The following is a 23460-nucleotide window of genomic DNA, read 5'->3' as shown; positions in this document are numbered from 1 at the left end:
CAGAGGGATGCCAGCGCCCTTTCATGTCTCGAAGCGGCGGAGAGACAAGAGCACAGGGTCTTGGCGGAATATCGAATTGCTGGACAGTTTCTCAGCAAACGAAAAAAAGAGAGCGCCGCTGCGCTCTCTTTTTTAATCCTTGGTCACCAATTGACCTGTCTTTTCATCGTAGAACCTCAATAAATCACCGTTGATGATCGACTCTGAATAACCGAGTTCTGTAAGTGCCTGCTCGATGTAAGGCTGACAATGTTCGATGGCGACTTCTTCGCCTGTTCCATTATCGTGGCAGACATTTCCTGCATATACATAGTCTTCTGTCACAAATCGACCATCCCGGAAAATTACGAACTCTTCATGTTCTTCCGAAAACAAATCCCCGCCAAACTGCAGATCGTCGGATGAATCTATGCCAAGCATGTGAAGGATGGTTGGCCGCATGTCAATCTGGCCGCCGATTTCTTCGTCTACGTGACCTTCACCATACCCAGGAATGTGAACGAAAAACGGCACTTTCTGCAACTGCGCTGACTCATAAGGGGTAATTTCTTTCCCCAGGTATTGTGCCATCGCTTCATTGTGATTTTCTGAAATACCATAATGGTCTCCATACATCACGATAACCGAATCCTCATACAGGCCACGTTCTTTCAAGTCATCGAATAATTCCTTCACCGCTTCGTCCAAATAGCGGGCGGTTTGGAAATAACGGTTCAAAGTACCTGAATTCGAATCAAACTCGCTGATAAACTTATCTTCTTCATCCAATGTGAATGGATGATGGTTTGTCAACGTGAGTAAACGATTATAGAACGGCTGTGGCATTTCGGCCATCAAGTCAACTGATTGTTCAAAGAACGGAATGTCCTTCATGCCCCAGTTGACGGCTTGTCCTTCTTCAACTGTATAGCTCTGAATGTCCTGGAAATTGTCGACACCCAAAGATTCATACATAATGTCACGGTTCCAGAAACTTTTTGTATTGGCGTGCTGGACATTGGTGAAATATCCTTCATTGCCAACTTTTTCTGCCATGGAATTGAACGAATTTCCACTGTGCGTAAAGAACACCGCTCCACCGCTTAATGGATACAGGGAATTCTCCAGCAAGAATTCAGAGTCCGATGTTTTTCCAAGGCCAGTCTGATGATAGAAGTTTGGAAAATAAATTGTATCTTCATCTTTTGTCAATTCGTTCAGGAAAGGCGTAATCGTCTGTCCGTTCATTTCACTGTTGATCGTGAAAGTCTGAAGCGATTCCAACGTAACGACGATCAGGTTCTTTCCTTCAGCAATTCCGAACATTTCTTCAGAAGGCTCCGCGTAATTCGAACGGACGTAGTTATTCACTTCCACCAATTCCGAACCGTCAGCCAGCACACGCTGTGCCTGTGATTTGGATTGAATATAGACATCATAGATATGGTAATTGTACATCCCGATATTCTTGACCAGCATTTCACGGTCAAAACTGCGCGTCAATAATTGAGGGCGTTCCGCTTCCGCCAGCCCCAGGTTTAAAAACAGAACTGCTGCAGACAGCACAAAATACGCTTTGCGCTGAACCGAAGATGCTTTCACTGATGCTGTTTTTTCTGATACGAACTTCATCGCAAGCAGAATAATGATGACATCGGCAAAGTACATAATATCCGTTATATACATGCTGGCCGCCGCACTGGACGTCACATCTCCAAAGTTCTCGGTCTGGAACAATACCGGCAAGGTAATGAAGTCATTGAAGAACCGGTAAAATGCCACATTTGAATACAGAACAATGGAAGATATAAGGGATACAACAATCAAATAACGGTTTTTGCCTTTATCCGTTTTGAAAAACAACGACAATCCATAAACAAAAAGCAGCAGACTCAATGGGTTCAGAAACAGTATAAATTCCTGCAATGCATTTTCAATTGTAATTGAAAAGCTCGTCTTGTATACAATGTAGGTTTTTAACCAGGTTGCAACGATAGCAATTGCCAGGATGGAATGCTTAGGCCAATCTCTTTTTAACATTCCCGCACATCCTCCTCAGATTTTTACATTTTTTAATACTGGGTTTATATTTCCTCAATAGTAATAGTTTATACTAAAACATTGCTCCAACAAAGTATTTACCCTTATTCAGACGGCTGAATCAACGAAAAGTTTCGTTCCACGGCACTTTTTCTATGAAAGATCTTCTTTGCGTCCGCGGATGATGAGCAATGCTGAAGCAAATTCTTTCGCTGTGATAAACTGCAGCTGATACAATTCACGGATTTCGTCTTCCATCATTTCCAGATCCGCTTGTTTGTCCCCGGTATAGATCACGGTTCCGTACTTTTTCAATAACTGCATCACATCGAATAGATTTTTCATGCCCTCACCTTTTTCGTATCGATAAAACGACTTTCCGTATGAATGCCATCTACAGGAATATCATGGTCTTCTACAGGGATTCTCTCAGCCAGCTGAAGGTCAAAGGCCAGCGACCGTGTAGGCCCTTTGTATTTTGCGAGGTAGCGGTCATAATAACCTCCGCCGAATCCGATGCGGTAACCCGCAGGACTGAAAACAACGCCGGGCACAATCATTAAATCGATATGCTCAGGACCGACGTACATCGTTTCTTCCACTTTTGGTTCCTTCAGCTGCATGTAAACCACTTCGAGCTGCTCAAAAGTTTCCAATACATAAAAATCCATCCCTCGACTGCCGGGGATGCATTTGGGTACCGCTACTTGTTTGCCGGCATTCCAGCATTCTGTGATCAAACCGAGAGTATCCACTTCCGGAAAAGCGGAAATCGTCAATGCTACGGTCGAGGCATCGACGAATGCATGATCTTGCAGCAAACGGCGGTGAATGGCCTGTGATTTCGTCTGGTGCGCCTGTTTATCCAGTTGTTTCATGGTATTCAATACCGTTTTTCTCAGCAGGGGTTTGTCCATATCAATAACTCCTTTGGATAGAAAAAAGCCAAAACCGGTATGGGGTTTTGGCAATCAAAGCATTACTTTGTTTCACGGTGTAAAGTCATTTTCTGTTCACGTGAGCAATATTTTTTCATTTCAAGACGCTCAGGGTTATTGCGCTTATTTTTAACAGTGCTGTAGTTACGTTCGCCACAGTCTGTGCAAGCTAAAGTGATGTTAACACGCATCTTTATCCCTCCTAATTCTTTCAAAGATCGTTTATAAATAAGCGTGATTTATACGACTTTATTATTATAGCATATTTCACTAAAAAGTCTACTTCCACGTTCAATATTTTATTTTTAAAAAAGAAAATCCCGAGAGCTCTTTCGCTCCCGGGAAATCCTTTCTTACTGATTCAAATCATAACGCTGGCCTCGGACCAGGAAAAACAATTGTTCCGCGATATTTGTCGAATAATCCGCCGTCCGCTCCATGTAGCGGCAGACAAACGCCAGCTGTGTGATCTGCTTCAATTTTTCCGGGCTTTCTGCGCCGGCTTTCATCAGCTTGATGATCGAATCGCCGTACAGCTCATCCACTTGATCGTCCAGCTCAGCGATTTCCTTTGCTTTTACAATGTCTTCATCGATAAACGCTTCAATCACTTGCCTCAGCATGGCTATGGCCAATTTTCTCATCGTATCGATTTGGCCGATGGTTGCCACCAGTTCCTCGGAACCGATCCGGATGGCTTCCTTTGCTACATTGACCGCATAGTCGCCCACCCGCTCCATGTCAGCAGCGACTTTGATGATGACAATCAGCCTTCTGAGATCCGTGGCTACGGGAGCCTGTTTGGCAATCAGCAAAACCACATGATCGTTGATCTCCTCTTCCAGCTTATTGATGTCGTTGTCATCTTCAATCACTTCGAGTGCCGAATCGATGTCATGATTAATGAGTGCATCCACTGCCTTGTCCATGGCTTCAATCGACATATTGCTCAGCGTAATCAGCTGGTCCTGTGCCGACTTCAGCTCCAACTCAAACTTTTCGCGAACTGCCATTTTTTTCACTCTCTTTCCTTAACCGAACCGTCCGGATATATAATCTTCTGTCCGTTTATCGGACGGATTGGAGAAAATTGTATCAGTATGGTCAAACTCCACCACTTCTCCATTGAGGAAAAAAGCGGTCTTATCGGATATGCGGGCTGCCTGCTGCATATTATGCGTAACGATGATGATGCTGTAATCCTTTTTCAATTCCTGCACCAGCTCTTCAATTTTCAGCGTGGAAATCGGATCCAGCGCCGATGTCGGTTCATCCATGAGGATGACATCCGGTTCGATGGCAAGCGCCCGTGCGATACAGATGCGCTGCTGTTGTCCGCCTGAGACACCGTAGGCATTTTCGTGCAAGCGGTCTTTCACTTCATCCCAAATGGCCGCGCCGCGCAAGCTTTTTTCCACAATCTCATTCAGAATCTTTTTGTTTCGGATACCGTGGATCCGCGGCCCGTATGCCACGTTGTCATAAATCGACTTCGGAAACGGGTTCGGCTTCTGAAACACCATTCCGACGCGCGTGCGCAGTTCTTCCACACTGTAATTCGAGTCAAAGATATTGCGGTCCCGGTAAAGGATTTCTCCCGACGTCTTTACAGAAGGCACCAATTCGACCATCCGGTTCAAAGTCTTGATATAAGTCGATTTCCCGCAGCCTGATGGACCGATGATGGCCGTCACTTCATGTTCTTTGATATCCAGATCGATATTCTTCAGCGCATGATTGCTGCCGTACCAAAGGTTCAATTGGTTGGTGCTGTAAACGGACTTGGCATGTTCCTTTACACGGACCGGTGATTCGGTGGTTCTTTCTTTTTCCACTATGGTTGTCATCATAATCTTCCTCCCGCTTTTTCGTTAATAGCGTTTATGAAACTTATTTCGAATAAAAACAGCGATTGAATTCATGAACAGCAAAAATGCCATCAAGACGATAATTCCGGCTGCGGCCACTTGTTGGAACTCCTGCTGTGGCCGGCTCGACCAATCATAGATCTGCATCGGCAACGCCGTAAACGTATCCATAACTCCTGAAGGCAGGAATTGAATGATGACCGGTACACCGATAACGATCAAAGGAGCTGTTTCCCCTATTGCACGGGACAGCGCCAAAATGCTGCCTGTCAGAATTCCCGGAATCGCAGCGGGCAATATGATTCTGACAATGGTTTGCCATTTTGTGGCGCCCATGCCGTAGGAAGCGTCACGCAATTCAGCCGGCACCGAACGAATCGCTTCCTGCGAAGCCACGATAATGACCGGCAGAATCAATAAACTCATTGTAAAGCCGGCTGCCAGGATGCTGTTGCCGAGCGCCAATGCCCGCACAAAGATGGTCAGTCCGAGCAGGCCGAATACAACGGAAGGAACTCCTGCCAAATTTGATATATTAACCTGGATAAATGTCGTCACTTTGTTTTTTTTTGCATACTCTTCCAGATAAATGGCCGAACCGACGCCTAAGATGATGGAAGTCGGGGCTACAACGGCCATCAACCAAAGCGAACCGACAAGCGCCGCCTTAATCCCTGCTTTTTCAGGAAAACGGGAAGCGAAATTCTGGATGAAATCGATGGATAAATGTCCGGCTCCCTGTGTGACAATACGAAACAGCAGAATGGCCAATGCCAGAAGGGCCAACGAAGTCGCAAAAAGGAACAGGACTTTAAAAATCAAATTCAGGATTTTCCGGCCGCTCATCCGCTGGATTACCAGATCTTGTTCAATGTACTTCATCTCAATATTCCTCCCTGAAACGTTTTGACAGGTAACCGGCGAGGATGTTCATGATCATCGTAAAGAGGAAAAGGGTGAATCCGACCGCATAAATCGAATAATAGATGGTCGTGCCATATCCGGCATCCCCTTTTGATACTTGGACGATATAAGCTGTCATCGTTTGGATGGAATCTGTAAAATTCCCATCAAAACGCGGAGTGGAACCTCCTGCAAGTGAAACAATCATTGTTTCCCCGATGGCCCTGGAAATGGCCAGCACAACCGACGCGATAATGCCCGAAAAAGCCGCAGGCAATGTAATTTTCATCGCCACTTCCAACTTTGTCGATCCCATTGCCAAAGCGCCTTCCCGAATCTGTCTGGGAACAGAGGTCATGGCATCTTCAGACAGCGAGGCGATCATCGGTACGATCATGATGCCGACCACAATTCCCGGCGAAATGGCGTTGAAAATTTTGACGTCCGGAAAAAAACTTTGAAGCACCGGCGTCACAAACGTCAATGCGAAAAACCCATAGACGATCGTCGGTACGCCAGCCAGAATTTCCAGCACCGGCTTGATGGTCCTGCGCACAGGTTCACTGGCATATTCGCTCAGGTAAATGGCTGCGGAAATTCCAATCGGCACCGCCACGACCACGGCAATTGCCGTAACTTTCAATGTTCCCAGAATCAATGGCCAGATGCCGTACAACTCTTCTTTATTGGAAAAAGGCAGCCAGGTTGTGCCGAATAAAAAATCGGCAACCGGTACGCGTGTAAAGAATGTAATGGTTTCCAGTATCAGCGTAATCACAATTCCGACTGTCGTCAGGACCGACACGGAAGCGATCAAAAACAGCACGACCGGAATGATTTTTTCAATTACTTTTTTGCTTTTCTTGCCATTTGACTGCGCGATCATTTCCTGCACAGATGGACGCATAACGAAACCCCTTTCAAGCGCAAAAGGCGAGCAGTGGCTGCTCACCCGTAATTTTGCATTTCCTGTTGATTTTATTTCAATGCTTCAAGAGCCGCCAAGCCTTTGTCATATTCTTCCTGAGGAAGAGCTACATAGCCGACTGCTTCCGCCATTGCCCCCGCGTTGTTCAACGTATATTCCATAAAGTCGTAAACTGCCGGGTCTTCAGAAATAGCTGCATTGCTGGCATAGGTGAACAACGGGCGGGAAAGTGGTGAATAGTCTCCCGACTCAATTGTTTCATTCGTCGGTTCCACGCCTTCAATCGATACGACTTTCAAGGTATCCTGGTTGGCAACGTAATACGCATAGCCGAAGAATCCGATGGCATTTGGATCAGACTGGATCCCTTGCACCAGGATATTGTCGTCTTCCGACAAAGTCGCTGTGCTTACGAGGTCTTCGTCTTCAAGGATCACTTCATTGAAATAATCATAAGTTCCTGAATCTGTCCCGGGTGCGTAGAAGACCACTTCTTCTTCAGGCCATTCCGGATTGATATCCGACCACATCTTCGTGGAGCCGTCTTCCACCCATAACTTTTTCAAATCTTCCACTGTCAAATCTTCCACCCAGTCATTTTCCTGGCTGACGACAACAGATAAACCGTCATAAGCCAATAGAAACTCCGTATAATCAACGCCTGCTTCTTCCAGGCTCGCTGCTTCTTCCTCTTTTATCGGCCGAGAAGCATTCGAGAAATCCGTTTCTCCCTGAATGAACTTTTCAAATCCGCCGCCAGTTCCTGAAACGCCAACTGTAACTTGTACGCCCTGCTGCTCAGCTGCATACTCTTCTACAATCCCTTCCATGATTGGAGCAACTGTCGATGAACCGTCACCTGAAACGCTCCCTTCCAGTGCAGCCTCTTCATCACTTGCTGTGTCGGAAGTCGTTTGTTCCACTTCCTCTTCTGAAGCATTGCTTTCCGACTCGCCTCCGCAAGCTCCCAGCACCAAAGCAGACCCCAGAATTGTTGATGCCATTGCAAATTTCCACTTTCTCATTGATCAGTTCCCCCTAAAATTTTATGTTTGAATTACTTACAATCCCTACTATAGACCCCGATTGTTGAGAACATATAAAGCGATTGTAAAGATAACGTAAACTTATAAAATACGATTAAACAAAAAACGCATGGACCGCAGGCGATTGCCTGTGGTCCATGCGTTCTATTTTTCTTCCGTCGATAAAGCCGGTTTGATAATGTTCGGGTTGCCTTCCGCATTGCGATTTTTCAGTTCAAAATACTTGTCCAATGCGGCACGGGCAATTTGATTGCTTGCCGGTGGCACTTTGCTCGTATCTGTCGTGATATACGGGATAAATACGGCGTAGGCGACTTCCGGATTGTCGTATGGTGCAAATCCGACATGCGCTGTATTGATTGATGCCTCATTATAGAATGGGCTGTCCTGATCATCGTAATACCTGATTTCGGCGGTTCCTGTTTTCCCGGCTGCCGTGTAGGGAGTATCGCTGAAATATGCTCTCGCTGTCCCGTGGGTTCCGGTATAGACTCGACGCATCCCTTCTTTGACACGGTCTATCTCTGTTTGCGAGTTGTTGATGCGGTTCAAAACTTCCGATCCGACAGAAGTGACAAGCGGCCCCAGTGTCTCCCCATCGACCGACGCTTCACGAATTTCCTTGACAATATGCGGTTTCATCCGGTATCCGTCATTGGCAATCGTTGAAATATACTGTGCCAATTGCAGCGTCGTGTACGTATCATATTGTCCGATCGCCAAATCGAGGAAAGTTCCCGGTTCCGTTGCCGAATAATTGCCCGTTACACCTTTGCCTTCATTCGGCAGGTCGATGCCCGTTTGGACGCCAAGCCCGAATTGGGCAAACGAATTTCTCATGACATTGAATTCTTCAGGTGTGACGGCTAACCCACCATTGTATTGATACGTATTCCCAGACATGGCCATGGCAATCTTGAACATATAGACGTTGGATGAACGTTCCAATGCCTCCAAATCATCGACCGGCACTCGATTAAACAAAGTTCTGTTGAACAGCGACCGTTTGATCAGCCCCCTGCCCAGTTGCAGCGGCTCGTCGATCATGACTTGCCCCATGTCCAAAGCTCCCTGGCTGTAGCCCGTCAGCACAGTGGCACCTTTGACCACAGAGCCAGCCGGATAAGCAGCAGTAAAGGCACCATAGGAATGATCCAACACAATTCGTCTGCCCTGTTCGTCCGTGTCCAGCCGCTTGCCGACAAGCGACAGAATCGAACCGGTGGCCGGATCCATCATGACCAGGTAGGCATCCCGTACAAGCTGTGAATTCGGCCCCGCTTTCAATTCCAGCAGTTTCGATTCGACAATCTCTTCCAGAGCATTCTGCATTTCGCTGTCCACTGTCAGAACAAGATCCCGGCCTGCCTTTCCTTCATCAACCAGCACCGTTTCCGTCACACGCCCCTGCTTGTCAGTAAGGTTTTTGACAATGGATTTTTGGCCCTGCAGCACTTCTTCGTATTGTTCTTCCAGGAAGCTCGTCCCCACCCGGTCATTGCGGGAATAATCACGCGCCAGATAATAATCCAGTTCATCGGCTGGAATCCCTTGTTCCGGTGTAGTGGTGCTGCCCAGAATGGTCAAGTCACTCTTTTTGGTCCTTTCCCAGTCGGTCACCGTATTGACACCTTTCAACTTAGGGTCCGTCAGGCGTTCCGACACCCGTGCAAACTCTTCCGGAGTTACGTCCTTGTTTTTAATAATTTGTGGAGACAATGCGTAGCCGGAAGTCATTTCACGATAAATTGCCAATACTTCAAGGTCATCCTTGCTCAAACTGGCCAGTTCCTCTTCCGTGATTTTCTCTCTGATCAAAGCATCGATTTTTCGTTGTTTTTCTTTTTCCGGAATATCTTCCGATGCAACAGCCGCTCGTTCTTCATCGGTCACTTTGGCTGAAGCTGATTCCGTATTCAATAAAATATAATAATCCTGTTTATCGCGCAGCGACACTTTGCCTGTATCTTTCTCGATCAATTTTGCCAGTTCGGTTGCCACTTCAAGCATCTCATCTCTTTTTGTGGTCTGCATGGCAGTATATGTAATGGCATTGACGGGATGGTTGTCGACTTGCACACGCCCTTCGCTGTCATAGATGCGGCCTCTTGGCACACTGGTATTCACCGGCACTTCTTCTGTGCGGGCAAGGGCACGTGCATAATCTTCGCCTTTGACAATCTGAAGATAACCGAGCCGGAGGATCAATACGGAAAAAAGAAGAAAAATAGCAAAAAAGAGGATATTCATCCGAAAGATAGTATGCGACTTCAGTTTGGCTTTCGCCAGTGCCACACGCCTTTTAGGAGGTGTGTTCATGATGCAGGAGCTCCTTTCCTGTAATAATCAAACAGCCGTTCAGGCTTTTGAAAATAAGTTGAATTACATATGGTATACAAAGTAAACTAATCGTTTCAATCTTAGGATATTCCGCAAGGCGGCTGTACGAATTCCTCGCTCGCCTGGATTGCCGGCATCGGTGCAAGAAAACCGCCGCTGCACTGCTTCACCTAAAACGGATTGGATAAAATACACAATGGATAGTATATCATCCCAAAAAGAAAAGCACACACTTTTTCAGACGAAAAAGTGTGTGCCGAGTTGCATTTTGTGACAATTATTTTGCTGCTTCGTAGCGTTTTGATACTTCTTCCCAGTTTACAACATTCCAGAATGCGGAAATGTAGTCAGGACGTTTGTTTTGGTATTTGAGGTAATATGCATGCTCCCAGACATCCAATCCGAGGATAGGCGTTTTGCCTTCCATCAACGGAGAATCCTGGTTTGGAGTTGAAGTGATTTCAAGTTCTCCATTTGAAAGCACAAGCCAAGCCCATCCGGAACCGAAACGAGCTGCACCCGCATCAGCGAACTTTTGCTTGAATTCATCGAAGCTGCCAAACTTGCTGTTGATCGCTTCAGCAAGTTCACCTGATGGATTGCCGCCGCCGTTCGGAGACAATAACTGCCAGAATAGTGAATGGTTGGCGTGCCCGCCGCCGTTGTTGCGAACTGCTGTACGGATTGACTCAGGAACAGCGTCCAAGTCGGAAATCAATTCTTCCACTGATTTTGAAGCCAGATCATCTTGCCCTTCAAGAGCCGCATTCACTTTTGTCACATACGTATTATGGTGCTTTGTGTGGTGAATGTTCATCGTTTCTTTGTCGATATGCGGTTCTAATGCATCGTACGCGTAAGGTAGTTCTGGTAATTCATAAGCCATGATTAAATTCCTCCTTGAGTCTATTGGTCTACCTCTTTAGCGTATCAAAATTTTCAGACCGACACAAATAAAATGCATGATTCAATTCACTTTCAGTCCAAAGGCTGATTTAAACGACCAGAAAAAACAGAATGACCATGACCGTCTGAATAATCCCTTTTGTAAACACCGAGGTGACAAAGCCGACAACTGAACCGACCCCTGAACGGAATGACTGCTTGAAAGAAGACCGGTTGACCAATAGTTCGGCCGCAATGGCTCCGACAAACGGTCCGATAATGATTCCAACAATCGGGATGATGAACGGTCCCAGGATCAAGCCCAGCGTACTGCCCCAAAAACCCGCTCTGGATCCACCGAACTTCCTCACGCCGAACGCATTGGCAAGGGCATCTGCACTAAACAGCAACGCCACGAACAGGACTTGGATGGCCCAAAACCACCAGGGCAACTCCGAAAAGCTGAAGAACAAGCCATAGATGAGGAAACCGCCAAATATGAACAACACTGCCGGGATGATTGGATAAACCAAACCGACGAAACCGATAACGAAAAACAGCAAAATCAAAATCCAGGCGAAAATTTCCATCTTTTTCACACTCCTAAAGATAGTAAAACTCCTTCTCATCGTGCCCTACATCTGTAAAAATGTAAAGAAATGAGAAGGAGTTTCCATTAGGCCCGATTGCCCAGTATAGCTTCTGCAATATTGACCGAATGGTCGCCGATCCGCTCCAAGTTACTGATGATATCGACAAAGACGATACCTGCTTGAGCAGAACATTGGCCCTCATTCAGACGCATGATGTGTTTTTTCCGGAATTTGCGTTCCATTTTATCGATCAGGTCTTCCTGCTCCGCTACTTCACGTGCCAATTCATGGCTTGTCGTATCAAGAGCATCGAGCGATTTCTGGACAGTGGCAATCGTCAAAGCGAACATTTCACCCAGATCTTCCATCGCATCTTCCGTGATTTTCACTTTGTTGTTTTCCTGGTAATCAATCAATTCAATGATGTTTTCAAAATGGTCACCGATCCGTTCGATATCACGCACTGTCTCCATCAGCATGGTATGACGAGTGGAGTCAGCGGCTGAAATGCTTTCTGCTGAAATCAGCACCAGGTAATCGGTGATTTTGCCGTCGAGGTTATTGATGGCATCTTCCAACTGGTAACCCATCTCGGCATTTTTCTTGCTTTTCGTTTTCAGGTATTCAAATGTTTCCTGAAGCCCCTGTACCGCATAAGCCCCCATGCGAAGAATTTCCTCTTTCGACTGCCCGAGGGCAATTGATGGAGATTGTTCGATGAAAATTGGGTCCAGGTGCTTCGGCTTAAACTCGACAAGCACTTCCTGTCCAGGGATCACTTTGGTTACCAGATAAGCCCAAAAACCGATCAATGGAAACTGGATAAGTGTATTGGCAACGTTGAATGAACCGTGGGCGAAGGCAATCTGCATTCTTGGTTCCAGACCCAGCAAAGTTGACAGCCATTCCACATACGCGGTGAACGGCACAAGCAATAGAAGAAAAATGACCGAACCGATGACATTGAACAACACGTGAACAGCTGCGGCACGGCGTGCGGCAATGGATGTACCAAGAGCAGCCAGCACCGCTGTAATGGTCGTTCCGATATTGTCACCGAATAATACCGGCAAAGAAGCCGCAAGCGTCAGGATCTGCTCGTCATAAAGGCCCTGCAAAATGGCGATCGTACCACTGGAGCTTTGGACGATCAAGGTGAAGACCGTACCGACTACAACACCCAGAATTGGGTATTCACTTAAGTTGATGGTCATATCGATGAAAGCAGGCAATTCACGCAATGGCTTCATCGCCCCGCTCATCGTTTCCATACCGAAGAACAAACCACCAAAACCGAAAATGACCTGGCCGACGTTCTGAACTTTGTTTTTCTTAAAGAAGAAAATCAGGAAAGCCCCGACTGCCATGATCGGCAGAGAATATGCACCGACGTCCAAGCCGATGATGAACGCAGTAACCGTCGTACCGATATTAGCGCCCATGATGACACCGATCGCCTGGCGAAGCGTCATGAAACCGGCGCTGACCAAACCGACGACAATGACGGTCGTCCCGGAACTTGACTGGATTAAAATCGTTACAACGATTCCGACCAGCACCCCCATGAACGGATTGGTTGTAAAGCGGTCGAGAATATCGCGGAGTTTATCTCCTGCAGCTTTCTGCAATGCGTCACCCATGTATTTAATTGAAAAAAGGAAGATCCCCAGTCCCCCGAAGAAAGAAAAGAGTATCTCTTGCCAACTCATATCCACGATTTACATTCAACTCCTAAATATCTTTTTGACACCTAGTCTATTATGAAGAGTTCAATAAGAGATTGTAAATACCTTTTTTAAAATTTACAATGCCGTAACAAAGTGGCAAAAAACTCGCGTTTTGCCGTGTTACGATTACAATATAACTGAAAGGAAGATGGAAGTGAATTTATTTCAATTATTTAAAGCCAGTTTCATGGAACCTAAAAAGCAGGCAGCCGTCCGTATTATGACAATTGGCAAAATTATGCGCTTTGTTTTCATGATTATTTTGCTGATGACCGCCATTTCATTTGTGGAATTGGCCTTCAACCTGGACAGTGCGGCAATTGGTGTGGAAGGGTTATTGGAATTTGTCGAACAAATCGAGTGGCTGCTGTATCCATTCGCCTTGATTTTTTTATTCGTTTCCACCACGCTATACCATTTTGTGAAAATCAGCCTTTTTGCATTGATTGGTGTGGGGTTACTTCAGATGAGAAAACGCAAAGGTGAATATCGTCATATGTGGCGTACAGCAGCATTAAGTGTCACCATTCCGACATTAGTATCCTTTGTCCTCAGTTTTTTCGGGATGGGACTATGGGTTTCTCTCATCACCAGCCTGCTGACAGTCATCTACCTGTACCTGGCAGCCGGCTATTACCCGAAGATGCCTCCTGCCCAGCGTCCGAAAAACTGACGCAGCCGGGTTTGTAAAGAAAAAGATAAGATCAACCGTCTTTCTTGTCTTTTTGAATGGGACACTGCTAAAATGACTGTAGGTAATAGAAATTGCTAGAAATGCGGAGCTGGCTGAAAGCCAGTGAATCCCAAAAGGAGAGAACTATTAATGAGTGAAATTATTCACCGTTCAAACACACGCCCCGTAAAAGTCGGAGATTTGACGATCGGTGGCAGCAATGAATTATTCATTCAGAGTATGGCTACGACAAAAACTCATGATGTGGAAGCGACAGTAGCAGAAATCCTGCGCCTGGAAGAAGCCGGATGCCAGGTTGTCCGTGTGGCCTGCCCGGATGAGCGCGCAGCCTACTCCATCGGCGAAATCAAAAAACGCATCAATATTCCCTTGGTGGTCGATATCCATTTTGATTATAAATTAGCATTGATCGCCATTGAACAGGGTGCAGACAAAATCCGCATCAACCCGGGTAACATCGGGCGGCGTGAAAAAGTGGAAGCTGTCGTCACTGCAGCCAAAGCAAAAGGCATTCCGATTCGCATCGGTGTCAACGCCGGTTCATTGGAACGTCATATCCTGAAAAAATATGGCTATCCAACAGCTGACGGTATGGTGGAAAGCGCACTTCACCACATTAAAATACTGGAAGACCTTGATTTCCATGACATCATCGTTTCATTGAAAGCATCGGATGTCGGCCTGGCCGTCGAAGCTTATGAAAAAGCTTCCAAAGCGTTCGACTACCCGCTCCATCTCGGCATCACAGAATCCGGTACGTTGTTCTCCGGCACCGTGAAAAGTTCCGCCGGTTTAGGGGCACTTCTGGCAAAAGGCATCGGCAACACATTGCGCGTGTCATTGAGTGCCGATCCGGTGGAAGAAGTGAAAGTGGCACGTGAACTGCTGAAGGTATTCGGCCTTTCCTCAAATGCCGCCACACTTATTTCTTGCCCGACATGCGGACGCATCGAAATTGATCTGATCAAAATCGCCAATGAAGTCGAAGAGTATATTTCCACTATTAAAGCGCCGCTTAAAGTGGCAGTTCTCGGCTGTGCCGTCAACGGTCCCGGAGAAGCACGCGAAGCGGATATCGGCATTGCCGGTGCCCGCGGCGAAGGGCTGCTGTTCATGAAAGGCAAAACAGTCCGCAAAGTTCCGGAAGAAACGATGGTCGAGGAATTGAAAGTGGAAATCGACAAACTGGCTGAAGAATACTTTGCCAAGCAAAAAGAAGAAAAAGAAGCACTTGAACAACAAAAAGCATAAGGTTGTGAAGCGATGAGACACCGATTTGGAATTGACATTGACGGAACTGTGACGTGTCCCACGTCACTGCTTCCTCATTTGAATGAGGCGTTCAAAAGCGACTTGACCTTGGAAGACATCAAAGAATATGATTTATCAGCAGCTTTGCCGCATGCTTCGCAGGAAGAAGTCTATTCCTGGTTCCGCAGTATGGAATCCAAGATCTATTCCTCTTCTCCTGTATCAGAAAATGCCAAAGCGGTACTAAATCAATGGAAAAACCAATTCGAACTGTTTTATATTTCGGCACGGGGCGATAATGTCCTGGATGTGACGTATGACTGGTTCAAGCATCACGCCATTGCGTACGACCACATCGAATTGATTGGCACACACAAAAAAATCGAAGCGGCCCAAAAGCATGATGTCGATCTGTTTTTTGAAGACAAGCATGATAACGCCGTGGAAATCAGCGAGGAACTGGATATCCCGGTATTGTTATTCGACACACCCTATAACCGGATGCCCGCTCCCAAAAACGTCATTCGGGTCTACAACTGGCTCGAAGCCGACGAATGGGTGAAAAAAGAGTTCCTTGCACAAAACGTATAAGTAAAAGAAGGCATTCGCTGATGGCGAGTGCCTTCTTTTTTTGGGTTTGTGGACGATTTTTGATTTTATATACAATGAACTTATTTTATTCGCGCTGGAGAAACTTTATTAGCGATCAGAGGAATTTATTTGCGATGCTGGAGTTTTATCTGCGTTCTCCAAAATTCGCCCCGAATATAACAAAAAAGGCGGAAATGGATTTTTCTCCACTTCCGCCCCACCGCTTTTCTATTTGCATTCCGGGCACTTTCCGTAAATCTCGAATTTATGATTGTCGATTTCATAAGCCGGCAAAGCCGCTCCGAGCATATCCATCGGGCATACGGGAATTTCTTTGATTTTTCCGCAGTCCATGCAGATAAAATGGTGATGGTGCTGATCGCTTTCACAATGCATCCGGAAATGGCGCTCACCGGAAAGTTCCGTTTCTTCCAGAATCCCCAATGACACAAACGTCGCCAGATTGCGGTAGACCGTATCATAGCTCATGCTTGGATAATCTTTTTGCATCACATCCAATAAGTCACGCGCCGTCAAATAACGGTCATCTTTCGAAAACAGCTCCAAAATCTGCTGGCGCTTTGATGTTTCCTTGAATCCATTCTCTTTTAATATGTCCCATGCTTTTGTCAGATTCATGCAATCGCCCCCTTTTTCCTGGAAACCGCGGCTTTTTTATATCCAATGACGACAAGCAGCAGAAAAATCGAAGTTACGACAATGGTACCGCCGGGCGCCAGGTTGAAATAAAACGCGGTGAACAATCCAGTAATCACCGACAATTCTCCAAACAGAATGGACAAAAAGATGGTCTGCTTGAAACTTTTCGAGACTCGCATCGCTGTAGCCACAGGAATTGTCATCAATGACGAAACCAATAAGATCCCTACAATCCGCATCGAGCCGGCAATCACCAGTGCGGTGACAATCATGAAAAGAAAGTGGACCCATTTGGCAGGAAGTCCGGAGGCTTTGGCGTATTCATCATCAAATGACAACACGAAAAGCTCTTTGAAAAACAACCGGATAAACAGCAGAACCACAATGGCGATTCCGGCAACAATCAAAAAGTCTTCTCTGCTGACAGCTGAAACCGAACCGAACAAATAGCCGAACAGATCATTCGAGAACCCTTGTGCCAGGGAAATGAATATCGCCCCAAAACCGATTCCGGCGGATAGTATAATCGGAATCGCCAGCTCTTCGTAATGCTTGTATAAACTTCTCAGCCGTTCAATCAGAACCGACCCTCCAACAGAAGCAAAAATCCCCAGAAACAACGGATTCAACGATGCAAAAACCGCTGCGCTCTGACTCAGATACAAGCTTCCGGCGATGCCGGCCAGCGTAACGTGGCTGAGCGCATCGGCGATGAGCGACAGCCGTCTGACCACGATAAAGACCCCGAGCAGCGGAGCAATCACACCAATGATCAAACCGGCGCCAAAGGCATTCTGCAGAAATTCATAGGAAAAAATGGCTTCAAGCATGGCTGTGGCTCCCTCCGACATGGTGAATTTTCCGGACGGAATGGCCATACCAGGCTTCACGCTGTTCATCGCTCATCGTATGAAGCTGTTCTTTGAATCCGTGGAAATGAATGGTCTGGTTCAAACATGCTACGTGCGTAATCCGGTCTGTTACCGTATCGACGTCATGCGTGACGAGGACCAGTGTGATTTTCTTGTCCCGATTAAGCGACGCCAGCATATTATAGAATGACTGGACATTCTGATGATCGATGCCGACCGTCGGTTCATCCAGTATCAGCACTTTCGGTTTTGCCACCAGGGCCCGTGCGATGAAAACACGCTGCTGCTGGCCTCCCGACAATTCGCTGACGCTGCGGTCGATGAACGCTTCCATCCCGACAGCCTCAAGCGCTTCTTTTACATCTTCTCTGGCCGATTTCGGCAACCGCCGGAACAACCCGGACTTCTTTGCCAAACCGCCGGCCACCACTTCTTCCACAGTTGCCGGAAAACCCGAATTGAAGGAATTCGACTTCTGCGAGACGTAACCAACCCATTCCCTGTTCTTAAACTGTTTCGAATCGACACCAAACAGCTTAATCGATCCTTTGGTGGGTTTGATCAGCCCAAGCATGATTTTCAACAGCGTTGACTTCCCTGATCCGTTTGGACCGAGGATGGCAAGAAAATCGCCTTCCTGCACTGACATCGAAATGTTTTCCAGCGCTTTTGTCTGTTCGTATTCAAAACTGATGTCTTTGATTTCAATTAATGGCGCAACCATCGTTTCGCCTCTTTTCTAAATAATAATAATTACGATTTACATTAGAAAAGTATAATTGAGATTGTGGGTGATGTAAACAGATTGAACTCAAAAAAATCCCTCTGTTTAAAGAGGGATTTTCAGGTCTTCAATAACACCCGGCGTAAAGACACCATTTTTGAACATTTCAATTTCAAACGCATAAGGCGCTTTTTTGTTTTTGGCATCTGCCCCAACGTAAGGGGTTTCCAGAATTTTCGGCACGTGCATCAAATCCGGATGGTGGACAATGCCGTTCAAAGCATCGAAACCGATTTCGCCAAAGCCGATATTTTCATGGCGGTCTTTGCCCGCACCGCGGACATTTTTGCTGTCATTGATATGCAGCACCTGCAAACGGTCGATGCCGACAATCCGGTCGAACTCTTCCAGCACGCCATTAAAATCTTCTTTGACATCATACCCGGCATCGTGCGTGTGACAGGTATCGAAGCACACCGACAAACGCTCATTATGGGTTACGCCATTGATGATTGCCGCGATTTCTTCAAAGCTTCGGCCGCATTCAGAGCCTTTTCCAGCCATTGTTTCAAGAGCGATATTGACCGGAAAATCCTGCGTCAGCACTTCGTTCAAACCTTCGATGATTTTTGCAATGCCGGCTTCCGCTCCGGCACCGACATGTGCTCCAGGGTGCAGAACGATTTGTTTGGCACCCAGCGCAGCAGTGCGTTCGATTTCCTTTTGCAGAAATTCCACACCATGCGCAAAGGTTTCCGGTTTTTGCGTATTGGCGATATTAATGATATAAGGTGCGTGGACAATGATATTTGACAGGTTATTGGCTGCCATGTGGGCTTGTCCAGCTTCAATATTCAACTCTTCGATCGGTTTGCGCCGTGTATTCTGGGGCGCTCCTGTATAAATCATGAAAGTTGTTGCACCATAGGACGCTGCTTCCTCGCTTGCGCCCAACAGCATTTTTTTCCCGTTCATTGACACATGAGATCCTAATAGCATTTCTTCGGCTCCTTACTTCTTGCGGTTTTTCCGCCGTTCCGCTTTTTTGATTTCGTCCATTTTCCACTTCATTTTCTTTTTGTACATCGGTTTGACCGACTTCGGTTTATGGACCATCGTTTTCGCTTTGGCGTCTGCTTCATTTTCCGTCCGTACCCGCTTTTTGCGGCTGTGACGTTCTTTCAGGTCAACAAATTCGCCTTTTACAATGTCTTTCTGCTGAAATGGGATGCCCATTTTCTCGACACGGACCAACGCGTCTTCGTCTTCCGGCTTGAACAATGTAATTGCCAGGCCCTTCAGTCCTGCGCGGGCAGTCCGGCCGACACGGTGAATAAAGAACTCCAGGTCTTCGGGAAGTTCGTAATTGATGACATGGCTGACGCCTTGAATATCAATGCCCCGTGCTGCCAAATCGGTTGCCACGATGTATTGGTATTCCAGATCACGGATCTGTTTCATCATTTTCACACGTTCTCTCGGAGCCAGATCCCCATGAATACGTCCCACACGGATGCCGGCTTTCGACAATTCATCTGCCACGTAATCAGCATTGGTGCGCGTGTTGACGAAAATGATGGCCAAATATGGGTTGATCACGTCCATCACTTCCTTCAGACGTTCCATTTTCTTTTTGCTGCGCACAGGCACCAAATAGAAATCCAGTCCTTCCGCTGTCGGGCGTTTATCCGCGATGTTCACATGAACCGGTGATTCCATGTATTTTTTCAGGAAAGGTTTCAGTTTTTCCGGAATGGTCGCAGAAAAAACATACATTTCCAAGTCTTCCTGCATTTTGCCGGCCACTTGATCGATTTCCTCGATAAAGCCCATATCAAATGCCAAATCCGCTTCGTCCACCACCAGAATTTTGCCGGTGTGCACCAATAAGGCATTTTCATTGACCAGGTCTTTCAAACGGCCAGGTGTTCCAATAACAATGTGGGGCTGAGTTTTTAACTTATTGATGGAACGTTGTTTGTCTGTTCCGCCGATGAAAGATTTCACTTCGATGCCGGAACCTTCCACCAGTTTTATCAATTCGTTGTAAATCTGTGTACCCAGCTCGCGCGTCGGAGCCGCGATGACCGCCTGCACTTCCTGCTTGCCGGCATCGATGCGTTCGACGATCGGAATGATGAAACTGTGCGTTTTGCCGGTTCCTGTATGGGATTGTCCGATGGCGCTGTTGCCTTTTAATATATGAGGCATGATTTCTTTTTGGATGGGTGTCGGTTCGTTAAAACCCAGTTTTGCAATCGCTTCCTGCAAAAACGGTTTGAATGGATATTCGTTGAAATTTGTCATGGGATAAAGTTCCCTCCTTAAGCTCTTGACATTATAGCATAATTTCTTTATTTTCACGAACGGCAACTTTTTGTAATGCACAGCCGTCTCCGTTATAATGAAAGTATGATTTTGAAAGGAGTGCGATAGTACATGAAAGTAATGAAAATATCGCCAAGAGGGTATTGCTATGGAGTGGTGGATGCAATGGTCATTGCCAAAAATGCGGCAATGGACAAATCTTTGCCCCGCCCTATTTATATACTGGGAATGATCGTCCACAACAAACACGTGACAGATGCTTTTGAAGAAGACGGCATCATCACATTGGATGGCAAAAACCGATTGGAAATTCTCGAGAAAGTTGAAAAAGGAACCGTTATTTTCACAGCACACGGCGTGTCTCCTCAAGTCCGGGAGCTTGCCAGACGCAAAGGCCTTGTTTCCATTGATGCCACTTGCCCCGACGTTACCGTGACTCATGATTTGATCCGTGAAAAAACTGCAGAAGGATATCAGATCGTCTATATCGGCAAAAGCGGGCATCCAGAGCCGGAAGGAGCCATTGGCGTTGCGCCTGACATGGTTCACTTAGTGGAATCGGTCGAAGACGTCAATCGCCTGGAACTGGATTCCGAAAAGATCATTGTCACCAACCAGACGACGATGAGCCAATGGGATGTCGTTCATATGATGGAGCGGCTGAAAGAGAAATTCCCGCACTCGGAAGTCCATAAAGAAATCTGTCTGGCCACACAAGTCCGGCAGGAAGCGGTAGCCGAACAGGCTGTAGATGCTGATCTTTTGATCGTCATAGGGGATCCGATGAGCAATAACTCCAACCGTTTGGCACAAGTGTCCCAGGACATTGCCGGCACACCGGCATACCGCATTTCCGACCTTTCGGAACTGAAACTGGAATGGCTGGAAAACGTCGAGACTGTCGCCATTACTGCAGGTGCTTCCACTCCGACACCGATCGTCAAAGAAGTTATGAAATTTCTGGATCAATACGACCCGAATGATCCAGAGACGCACACATTGGAACGTAGCGTACCACTCAACAAGATTTTGCCGAAAATCAAAAACCCGCAACCATCAGAGCGGATTGAACCTTACCCGGCAAATCAATAAAACACAAAAAAGAGGCCCAGGCCTCTTTTTTTTATTGCCGATTTTAACATTTTTGTTACGGAATTTTTCCGGAACGTGCATAAGTCCACTTTTCTGCTCTGTCTACCATTGTTCGTGTCAGAAAAACGAAAAAATGGCTGACCGAAAGCGGGCAGCCATTTTCCTTTTCATCGAACCTGCATATTTCCTACAAAAAATTGAATGGCTCGGTATCTACTTCGGAAGGCAGGAACTCACATTGCCAATTTTGCCGCTTGGACATTTCATTGACGACACCTTTAATCATCACTTTTTCAACATGATGACCGGGATCAATCACGTGCAGCCCCATCGCTTCCGCGTCCTGAGCCACATGAAAATACAAGTCGCCGGTGACATACACATCCGCACCTGCACGTTTTGCCTGCTGGATGTATTTATTGCCATCTCCGCCAAGCACGGCGACTTTTTTGACCGGCGCATCCAGATTTCCGACAACACGCGCAGCCGGCACGTCCAGGCGTTCTTTGATATGTTCTGCAAACTCCCGAAGGCTCATCGCAGTTTCCAGACGCCCGATTCTGCCGAGCCCCATCGGCACTTCTTTGTTTTCAAGCGTAAAAACGTCATACGCCACTTCCTCGTAAGGATGTGCGGCAATCATCGCCTTGATGGCGCGGTCTTTTTCCGCTTTGCGGATGACCACCTCAATTTTCGATTCCTCCGTGACTTCCATTTTTCCGCTTTCCCCGATATACGGATCCGCGTCAGCTGTCGGACGGAAACGCCCTGTCCCAGACAAAGTATAGGAACAATGTTCATAATCGCCAATCGAGCCGGCTCCTGCTTTGCCGAGTGCTTCCCTCACCTGCTCTTCGTGACTTTCCGGAACAAAAACAGCAATTTTAACAAGCTCCGCTTCATAAGTCGGCACCAGCACTTCTGTGTTTTCGAGTCCGAGCGCTTCCGCCAATAAATCATTGACGCCGCCGTTCGCCACATCCAAATTGGTATGGGCCGCATATACCGCGATATCGTGCTTGATCAGCATTTCCATCAGGCGTCCCTGCGGAAAATCGGTCTGCAGGATTTTCAGCGGTCTGAAAATCGGCGGATGATGCGCAATGATCAATCCTGCCCCTTTGGAAATAGCTTCATTGACAACTTCTTCGTTGACGTCCAACGTCACCAGTACGCGCTCCACCTTTTTGTTCAATGTACCGACATGCAAACCGATCGGATCGCCTTCCATTGCCAAATACTTCGGCGACCACTTTTCGAACTCTTCGATGATTTGCTGACCGTTAGGAATTTTCATTTTTCAGCACCTCTTCTACAAGTTTTACTTTCCCTGAAAGTTCCTGCTTTTTTTCTGCCAGTTCCGGTGTTTCTTCTGCCGATTCCATGGAGGAAATGATTTTTTTCCACTGTGCACATTCCTTCGTCCATTTTTCCTGAAACACAGCAGAAAATTCTTTCATAAGCACAGGACCCATCAATAATTCTTCAGGAGACAGTTCTTTTGTTTTATCCGTTTGTTCAAGAATGAGAATTTCATAGATTTTTTCGTTTTCCTTCAAGATTTCTTCATTAACGATTGACCAGCCGTTTTCAACCGCCCATTCCCGGATTGACCGTGCGTGGACATTCGGCTGCAGCACTAGCCGTTCAACTCCGGCCAGCCGCTCTTTCCCCTGCTCCAGGATTGTCCGGATCAAAGGGCCACCCATGCCGGCAATTGTCACAACGGTCACCCCGTCCTGCGGTTGGACAGCACCGAGACCACTGGCCAGCCTGACCTCGATCTGTCCTGTCAATTGTTCCTGAATCACCTGGTTTCTCGCTGAATCATAAGGGCCCTGCACAACTTCTCCTGCTATCGCTTTTTCTGCTATGCCATTCAGCACCAGATAACAGGGCAGATAAGCATGATCACTGCCGATATCGGCTACTACCGCTCCTGCCGGCACGTGATGTGCCACTCTCATCAAACGATTCGATAATTGTTGAGCGTTCATCCGC

The 23460-nt window shown here is 46.8% G+C and carries 24 protein-coding genes; 4 read left to right on the top strand and 20 right to left on the bottom strand.

Annotated features, from left to right (window positions below; translation table 11 throughout):
- Positions 1-132: 132 nt before the first annotated feature.
- The 13 genes from EEX84_RS01495 to EEX84_RS01435 all read right to left on the bottom strand — a co-directional run bounded on the left by EEX84_RS01495 (position 133) and on the right by EEX84_RS01435 (position 13235).
- Positions 133-2019, bottom strand: a complete 1887-nt coding sequence (locus tag EEX84_RS01495) for an LTA synthase family protein (protein WP_123163803.1) — start codon at positions 2017-2019, stop codon at positions 133-135.
- A gap of 153 nt (positions 2020-2172) precedes the next feature.
- Positions 2173-2364: a YqgQ family protein gene (locus EEX84_RS01490; RefSeq protein ID WP_123163802.1), complete on the bottom strand. Its 192-nt coding sequence runs from the start codon at positions 2362-2364 to the stop codon at positions 2173-2175.
- A complete protein-coding gene (locus tag EEX84_RS01485) occupies positions 2361-2936 on the bottom strand; it encodes a 5-formyltetrahydrofolate cyclo-ligase (RefSeq protein ID WP_123163801.1) in 576 nt (191 codons plus the stop codon). Before EEX84_RS01485 ends, EEX84_RS01490 begins: the two co-directional genes overlap by 4 nt.
- A gap of 62 nt (positions 2937-2998) precedes the next feature.
- On the bottom strand, positions 2999-3148 hold the full coding sequence (gene rpmG, locus EEX84_RS01480) for a 50S ribosomal protein L33 (RefSeq protein ID WP_123163800.1): 150 nt from the start codon (positions 3146-3148) through the stop codon (positions 2999-3001).
- Between the two features lie 162 nt (positions 3149-3310).
- Positions 3311-3970 carry a phosphate signaling complex protein PhoU gene (gene phoU, locus EEX84_RS01475; RefSeq protein WP_123163799.1) on the bottom strand — a complete coding sequence of 220 codons (660 nt, stop codon included), beginning with the start codon at positions 3968-3970 and terminating at the stop codon, positions 3311-3313.
- An 18-nt stretch (positions 3971-3988) separates the two neighbouring features.
- Positions 3989-4804, bottom strand: a complete 816-nt coding sequence (pstB, locus tag EEX84_RS01470; RefSeq protein ID WP_123164032.1) for a phosphate ABC transporter ATP-binding protein PstB — start codon at positions 4802-4804, stop codon at positions 3989-3991.
- A gap of 24 nt (positions 4805-4828) precedes the next feature.
- Positions 4829-5707: a phosphate ABC transporter permease PstA gene (pstA, locus tag EEX84_RS01465; RefSeq protein ID WP_123163798.1), complete on the bottom strand. Its 879-nt coding sequence runs from the start codon at positions 5705-5707 to the stop codon at positions 4829-4831.
- Position 5708: 1 nt separating this feature from the next.
- Positions 5709-6635, bottom strand: a complete 927-nt coding sequence (pstC, locus tag EEX84_RS01460) for a phosphate ABC transporter permease subunit PstC (protein ID WP_123163797.1) — start codon at positions 6633-6635, stop codon at positions 5709-5711.
- 71 nt (positions 6636-6706) lie between these two features.
- Positions 6707-7681, bottom strand: a complete 975-nt coding sequence (locus EEX84_RS01455; RefSeq protein WP_123163796.1) for a PstS family phosphate ABC transporter substrate-binding protein — start codon at positions 7679-7681, stop codon at positions 6707-6709.
- Between the two features lie 165 nt (positions 7682-7846).
- A complete protein-coding gene (locus EEX84_RS01450; RefSeq protein WP_123163795.1) occupies positions 7847-10021 on the bottom strand; it encodes a peptidoglycan D,D-transpeptidase FtsI family protein in 2175 nt (724 codons plus the stop codon).
- A 298-nt stretch (positions 10022-10319) separates the two neighbouring features.
- The gene (gene sodA, locus EEX84_RS01445; protein WP_123163794.1) at positions 10320-10928 is read right to left on the bottom strand and encodes a superoxide dismutase SodA; all 609 of its coding nucleotides are present in this window, start codon (positions 10926-10928) and stop codon (positions 10320-10322) included.
- A 109-nt stretch (positions 10929-11037) separates the two neighbouring features.
- A complete protein-coding gene (locus tag EEX84_RS01440; RefSeq protein WP_123163793.1) occupies positions 11038-11517 on the bottom strand; it encodes a DUF456 domain-containing protein in 480 nt (159 codons plus the stop codon).
- An 86-nt stretch (positions 11518-11603) separates the two neighbouring features.
- The gene (locus EEX84_RS01435; RefSeq protein WP_123163792.1) at positions 11604-13235 is read right to left on the bottom strand and encodes a Na/Pi cotransporter family protein; all 1632 of its coding nucleotides are present in this window, start codon (positions 13233-13235) and stop codon (positions 11604-11606) included.
- A gap of 166 nt (positions 13236-13401) precedes the next feature.
- Between EEX84_RS01435 and EEX84_RS01430 the strand changes: the two genes are divergently transcribed.
- The 3 genes from EEX84_RS01430 to EEX84_RS01420 all read left to right on the top strand — a co-directional run bounded on the left by EEX84_RS01430 (position 13402) and on the right by EEX84_RS01420 (position 15783).
- Positions 13402-13920 carry a DUF1189 family protein gene (locus EEX84_RS01430; protein ID WP_123164031.1) on the top strand — a complete coding sequence of 173 codons (519 nt, stop codon included), beginning with the start codon at positions 13402-13404 and terminating at the stop codon, positions 13918-13920.
- Positions 13921-14070: 150 nt separating this feature from the next.
- Entirely contained in the window at positions 14071-15192 is a 1122-nt protein-coding gene (gene ispG / locus EEX84_RS01425; protein WP_123163791.1) for a flavodoxin-dependent (E)-4-hydroxy-3-methylbut-2-enyl-diphosphate synthase, read from the top strand.
- Positions 15193-15204: 12 nt separating this feature from the next.
- Positions 15205-15783: a hypothetical protein gene (locus EEX84_RS01420; protein ID WP_123163790.1), complete on the top strand. Its 579-nt coding sequence runs from the start codon at positions 15205-15207 to the stop codon at positions 15781-15783.
- A gap of 228 nt (positions 15784-16011) precedes the next feature.
- On the opposite strand, the gene EEX84_RS01415 is transcribed toward EEX84_RS01420, so the two are convergent.
- From EEX84_RS01415 to EEX84_RS01395, 5 genes are all read right to left on the bottom strand, one after another.
- Complete coding sequence (locus EEX84_RS01415; protein ID WP_123163789.1) at positions 16012-16422, bottom strand: Fur family transcriptional regulator; 411 nt, start codon at positions 16420-16422, stop codon at positions 16012-16014.
- Positions 16419-17273 carry a metal ABC transporter permease gene (locus EEX84_RS01410; RefSeq protein ID WP_123163788.1) on the bottom strand — a complete coding sequence of 285 codons (855 nt, stop codon included), beginning with the start codon at positions 17271-17273 and terminating at the stop codon, positions 16419-16421. Before EEX84_RS01410 ends, EEX84_RS01415 begins: the two co-directional genes overlap by 4 nt.
- Positions 17266-18039 carry a metal ABC transporter ATP-binding protein gene (locus EEX84_RS01405; RefSeq protein WP_123163787.1) on the bottom strand — a complete coding sequence of 258 codons (774 nt, stop codon included), beginning with the start codon at positions 18037-18039 and terminating at the stop codon, positions 17266-17268. Before EEX84_RS01405 ends, EEX84_RS01410 begins: the two co-directional genes overlap by 8 nt.
- 105 nt (positions 18040-18144) lie before the next feature.
- Positions 18145-19038, bottom strand: coding sequence for a deoxyribonuclease IV (locus EEX84_RS01400; RefSeq protein WP_123163786.1), 894 nt, complete (start codon positions 19036-19038; stop codon positions 18145-18147).
- Positions 19039-19050: 12 nt separating this feature from the next.
- A complete protein-coding gene (locus EEX84_RS01395; protein ID WP_123163785.1) occupies positions 19051-20346 on the bottom strand; it encodes a DEAD/DEAH box helicase in 1296 nt (431 codons plus the stop codon).
- A 132-nt stretch (positions 20347-20478) separates the two neighbouring features.
- Here EEX84_RS01395 and EEX84_RS01390 point away from each other — a divergent pair, with 132 nt between their 5' ends.
- On the top strand, positions 20479-21459 hold the full coding sequence (locus tag EEX84_RS01390; protein ID WP_123163784.1) for a 4-hydroxy-3-methylbut-2-enyl diphosphate reductase: 981 nt from the start codon (positions 20479-20481) through the stop codon (positions 21457-21459).
- 187 nt (positions 21460-21646) lie between these two features.
- Here EEX84_RS01390 and EEX84_RS01385 read toward each other — a convergent pair whose 3' ends face one another.
- Together EEX84_RS01385 and EEX84_RS01380 are read right to left on the bottom strand one after the other, a co-directional pair.
- Positions 21647-22756: a Nif3-like dinuclear metal center hexameric protein gene (locus EEX84_RS01385; protein ID WP_123163783.1), complete on the bottom strand. Its 1110-nt coding sequence runs from the start codon at positions 22754-22756 to the stop codon at positions 21647-21649.
- Positions 22743-23456, bottom strand: coding sequence for a tRNA (adenine(22)-N(1))-methyltransferase (locus EEX84_RS01380; protein ID WP_123163782.1), 714 nt, complete (start codon positions 23454-23456; stop codon positions 22743-22745). The genes EEX84_RS01385 and EEX84_RS01380 overlap by 14 nt, the downstream gene beginning before the upstream one ends.
- Positions 23457-23460: the final 4 nt, after the last annotated feature.

It is taken from the genome of Planococcus salinus, assembly GCF_003719725.1.
Classification (GTDB): Bacteria; Bacillota; Bacilli; order Bacillales_A; family Planococcaceae; genus Planococcus; species Planococcus salinus.
This window is presented reverse-complemented; position numbering and strand designations above follow the sequence as displayed.

Bases quoted from the DNA above. Each gene is read 5' to 3' on its own strand.
- EEX84_RS01455 (WP_123163796.1), bottom strand. From the start codon at position 7,681: ATGAGAAAGTGGAAATTTGCAATGGCATCAACAATTCTGGGGTCTGCT.
- EEX84_RS01390 (WP_123163784.1), top strand. From the start codon at position 20,479: ATGAAAGTAATGAAAATATCGCCAAGAGGGTATTGCTATGGAGTGGTG.
- EEX84_RS01380 (WP_123163782.1), bottom strand. From the start codon at position 23,456: ATGAACGCTCAACAATTATCGAATCGTTTGATGAGAGTGGCACATCAC.
- EEX84_RS01420 (WP_123163790.1), top strand. From the start codon at position 15,205: ATGAGACACCGATTTGGAATTGACATTGACGGAACTGTGACGTGTCCC.
- ispG (WP_123163791.1), top strand. From the start codon at position 14,071: ATGAGTGAAATTATTCACCGTTCAAACACACGCCCCGTAAAAGTCGGA.
- rpmG (WP_123163800.1), bottom strand. From the start codon at position 3,148: ATGCGTGTTAACATCACTTTAGCTTGCACAGACTGTGGCGAACGTAAC.
- EEX84_RS01385 (WP_123163783.1), bottom strand. From the start codon at position 22,756: ATGAAAATTCCTAACGGTCAGCAAATCATCGAAGAGTTCGAAAAGTGG.
- EEX84_RS01415 (WP_123163789.1), bottom strand. From the start codon at position 16,422: ATGAATCTGACAAAAGCATGGGACATATTAAAAGAGAATGGATTCAAG.
- pstC (WP_123163797.1), bottom strand. From the start codon at position 6,635: ATGCGTCCATCTGTGCAGGAAATGATCGCGCAGTCAAATGGCAAGAAA.
- EEX84_RS01490 (WP_123163802.1), bottom strand. From the start codon at position 2,364: ATGAAAAATCTATTCGATGTGATGCAGTTATTGAAAAAGTACGGAACC.
- pstA (WP_123163798.1), bottom strand. From the start codon at position 5,707: ATGAAGTACATTGAACAAGATCTGGTAATCCAGCGGATGAGCGGCCGG.
- EEX84_RS01485 (WP_123163801.1), bottom strand. From the start codon at position 2,936: ATGGACAAACCCCTGCTGAGAAAAACGGTATTGAATACCATGAAACAA.
- pstB (WP_123164032.1), bottom strand. From the start codon at position 4,804: ATGACAACCATAGTGGAAAAAGAAAGAACCACCGAATCACCGGTCCGT.
- EEX84_RS01400 (WP_123163786.1), bottom strand. From the start codon at position 19,038: ATGCTATTAGGATCTCATGTGTCAATGAACGGGAAAAAAATGCTGTTG.
- phoU (WP_123163799.1), bottom strand. From the start codon at position 3,970: ATGGCAGTTCGCGAAAAGTTTGAGTTGGAGCTGAAGTCGGCACAGGAC.
- EEX84_RS01410 (WP_123163788.1), bottom strand. From the start codon at position 17,273: ATGCTTGAAGCCATTTTTTCCTATGAATTTCTGCAGAATGCCTTTGGC.
- EEX84_RS01495 (WP_123163803.1), bottom strand. From the start codon at position 2,019: ATGTTAAAAAGAGATTGGCCTAAGCATTCCATCCTGGCAATTGCTATC.
- EEX84_RS01440 (WP_123163793.1), bottom strand. From the start codon at position 11,517: ATGGAAATTTTCGCCTGGATTTTGATTTTGCTGTTTTTCGTTATCGGT.
- sodA (WP_123163794.1), bottom strand. From the start codon at position 10,928: ATGGCTTATGAATTACCAGAACTACCTTACGCGTACGATGCATTAGAA.
- EEX84_RS01450 (WP_123163795.1), bottom strand. From the start codon at position 10,021: ATGAACACACCTCCTAAAAGGCGTGTGGCACTGGCGAAAGCCAAACTG.
- EEX84_RS01395 (WP_123163785.1), bottom strand. From the start codon at position 20,346: ATGACAAATTTCAACGAATATCCATTCAAACCGTTTTTGCAGGAAGCG.
- EEX84_RS01405 (WP_123163787.1), bottom strand. From the start codon at position 18,039: ATGGTTGCGCCATTAATTGAAATCAAAGACATCAGTTTTGAATACGAA.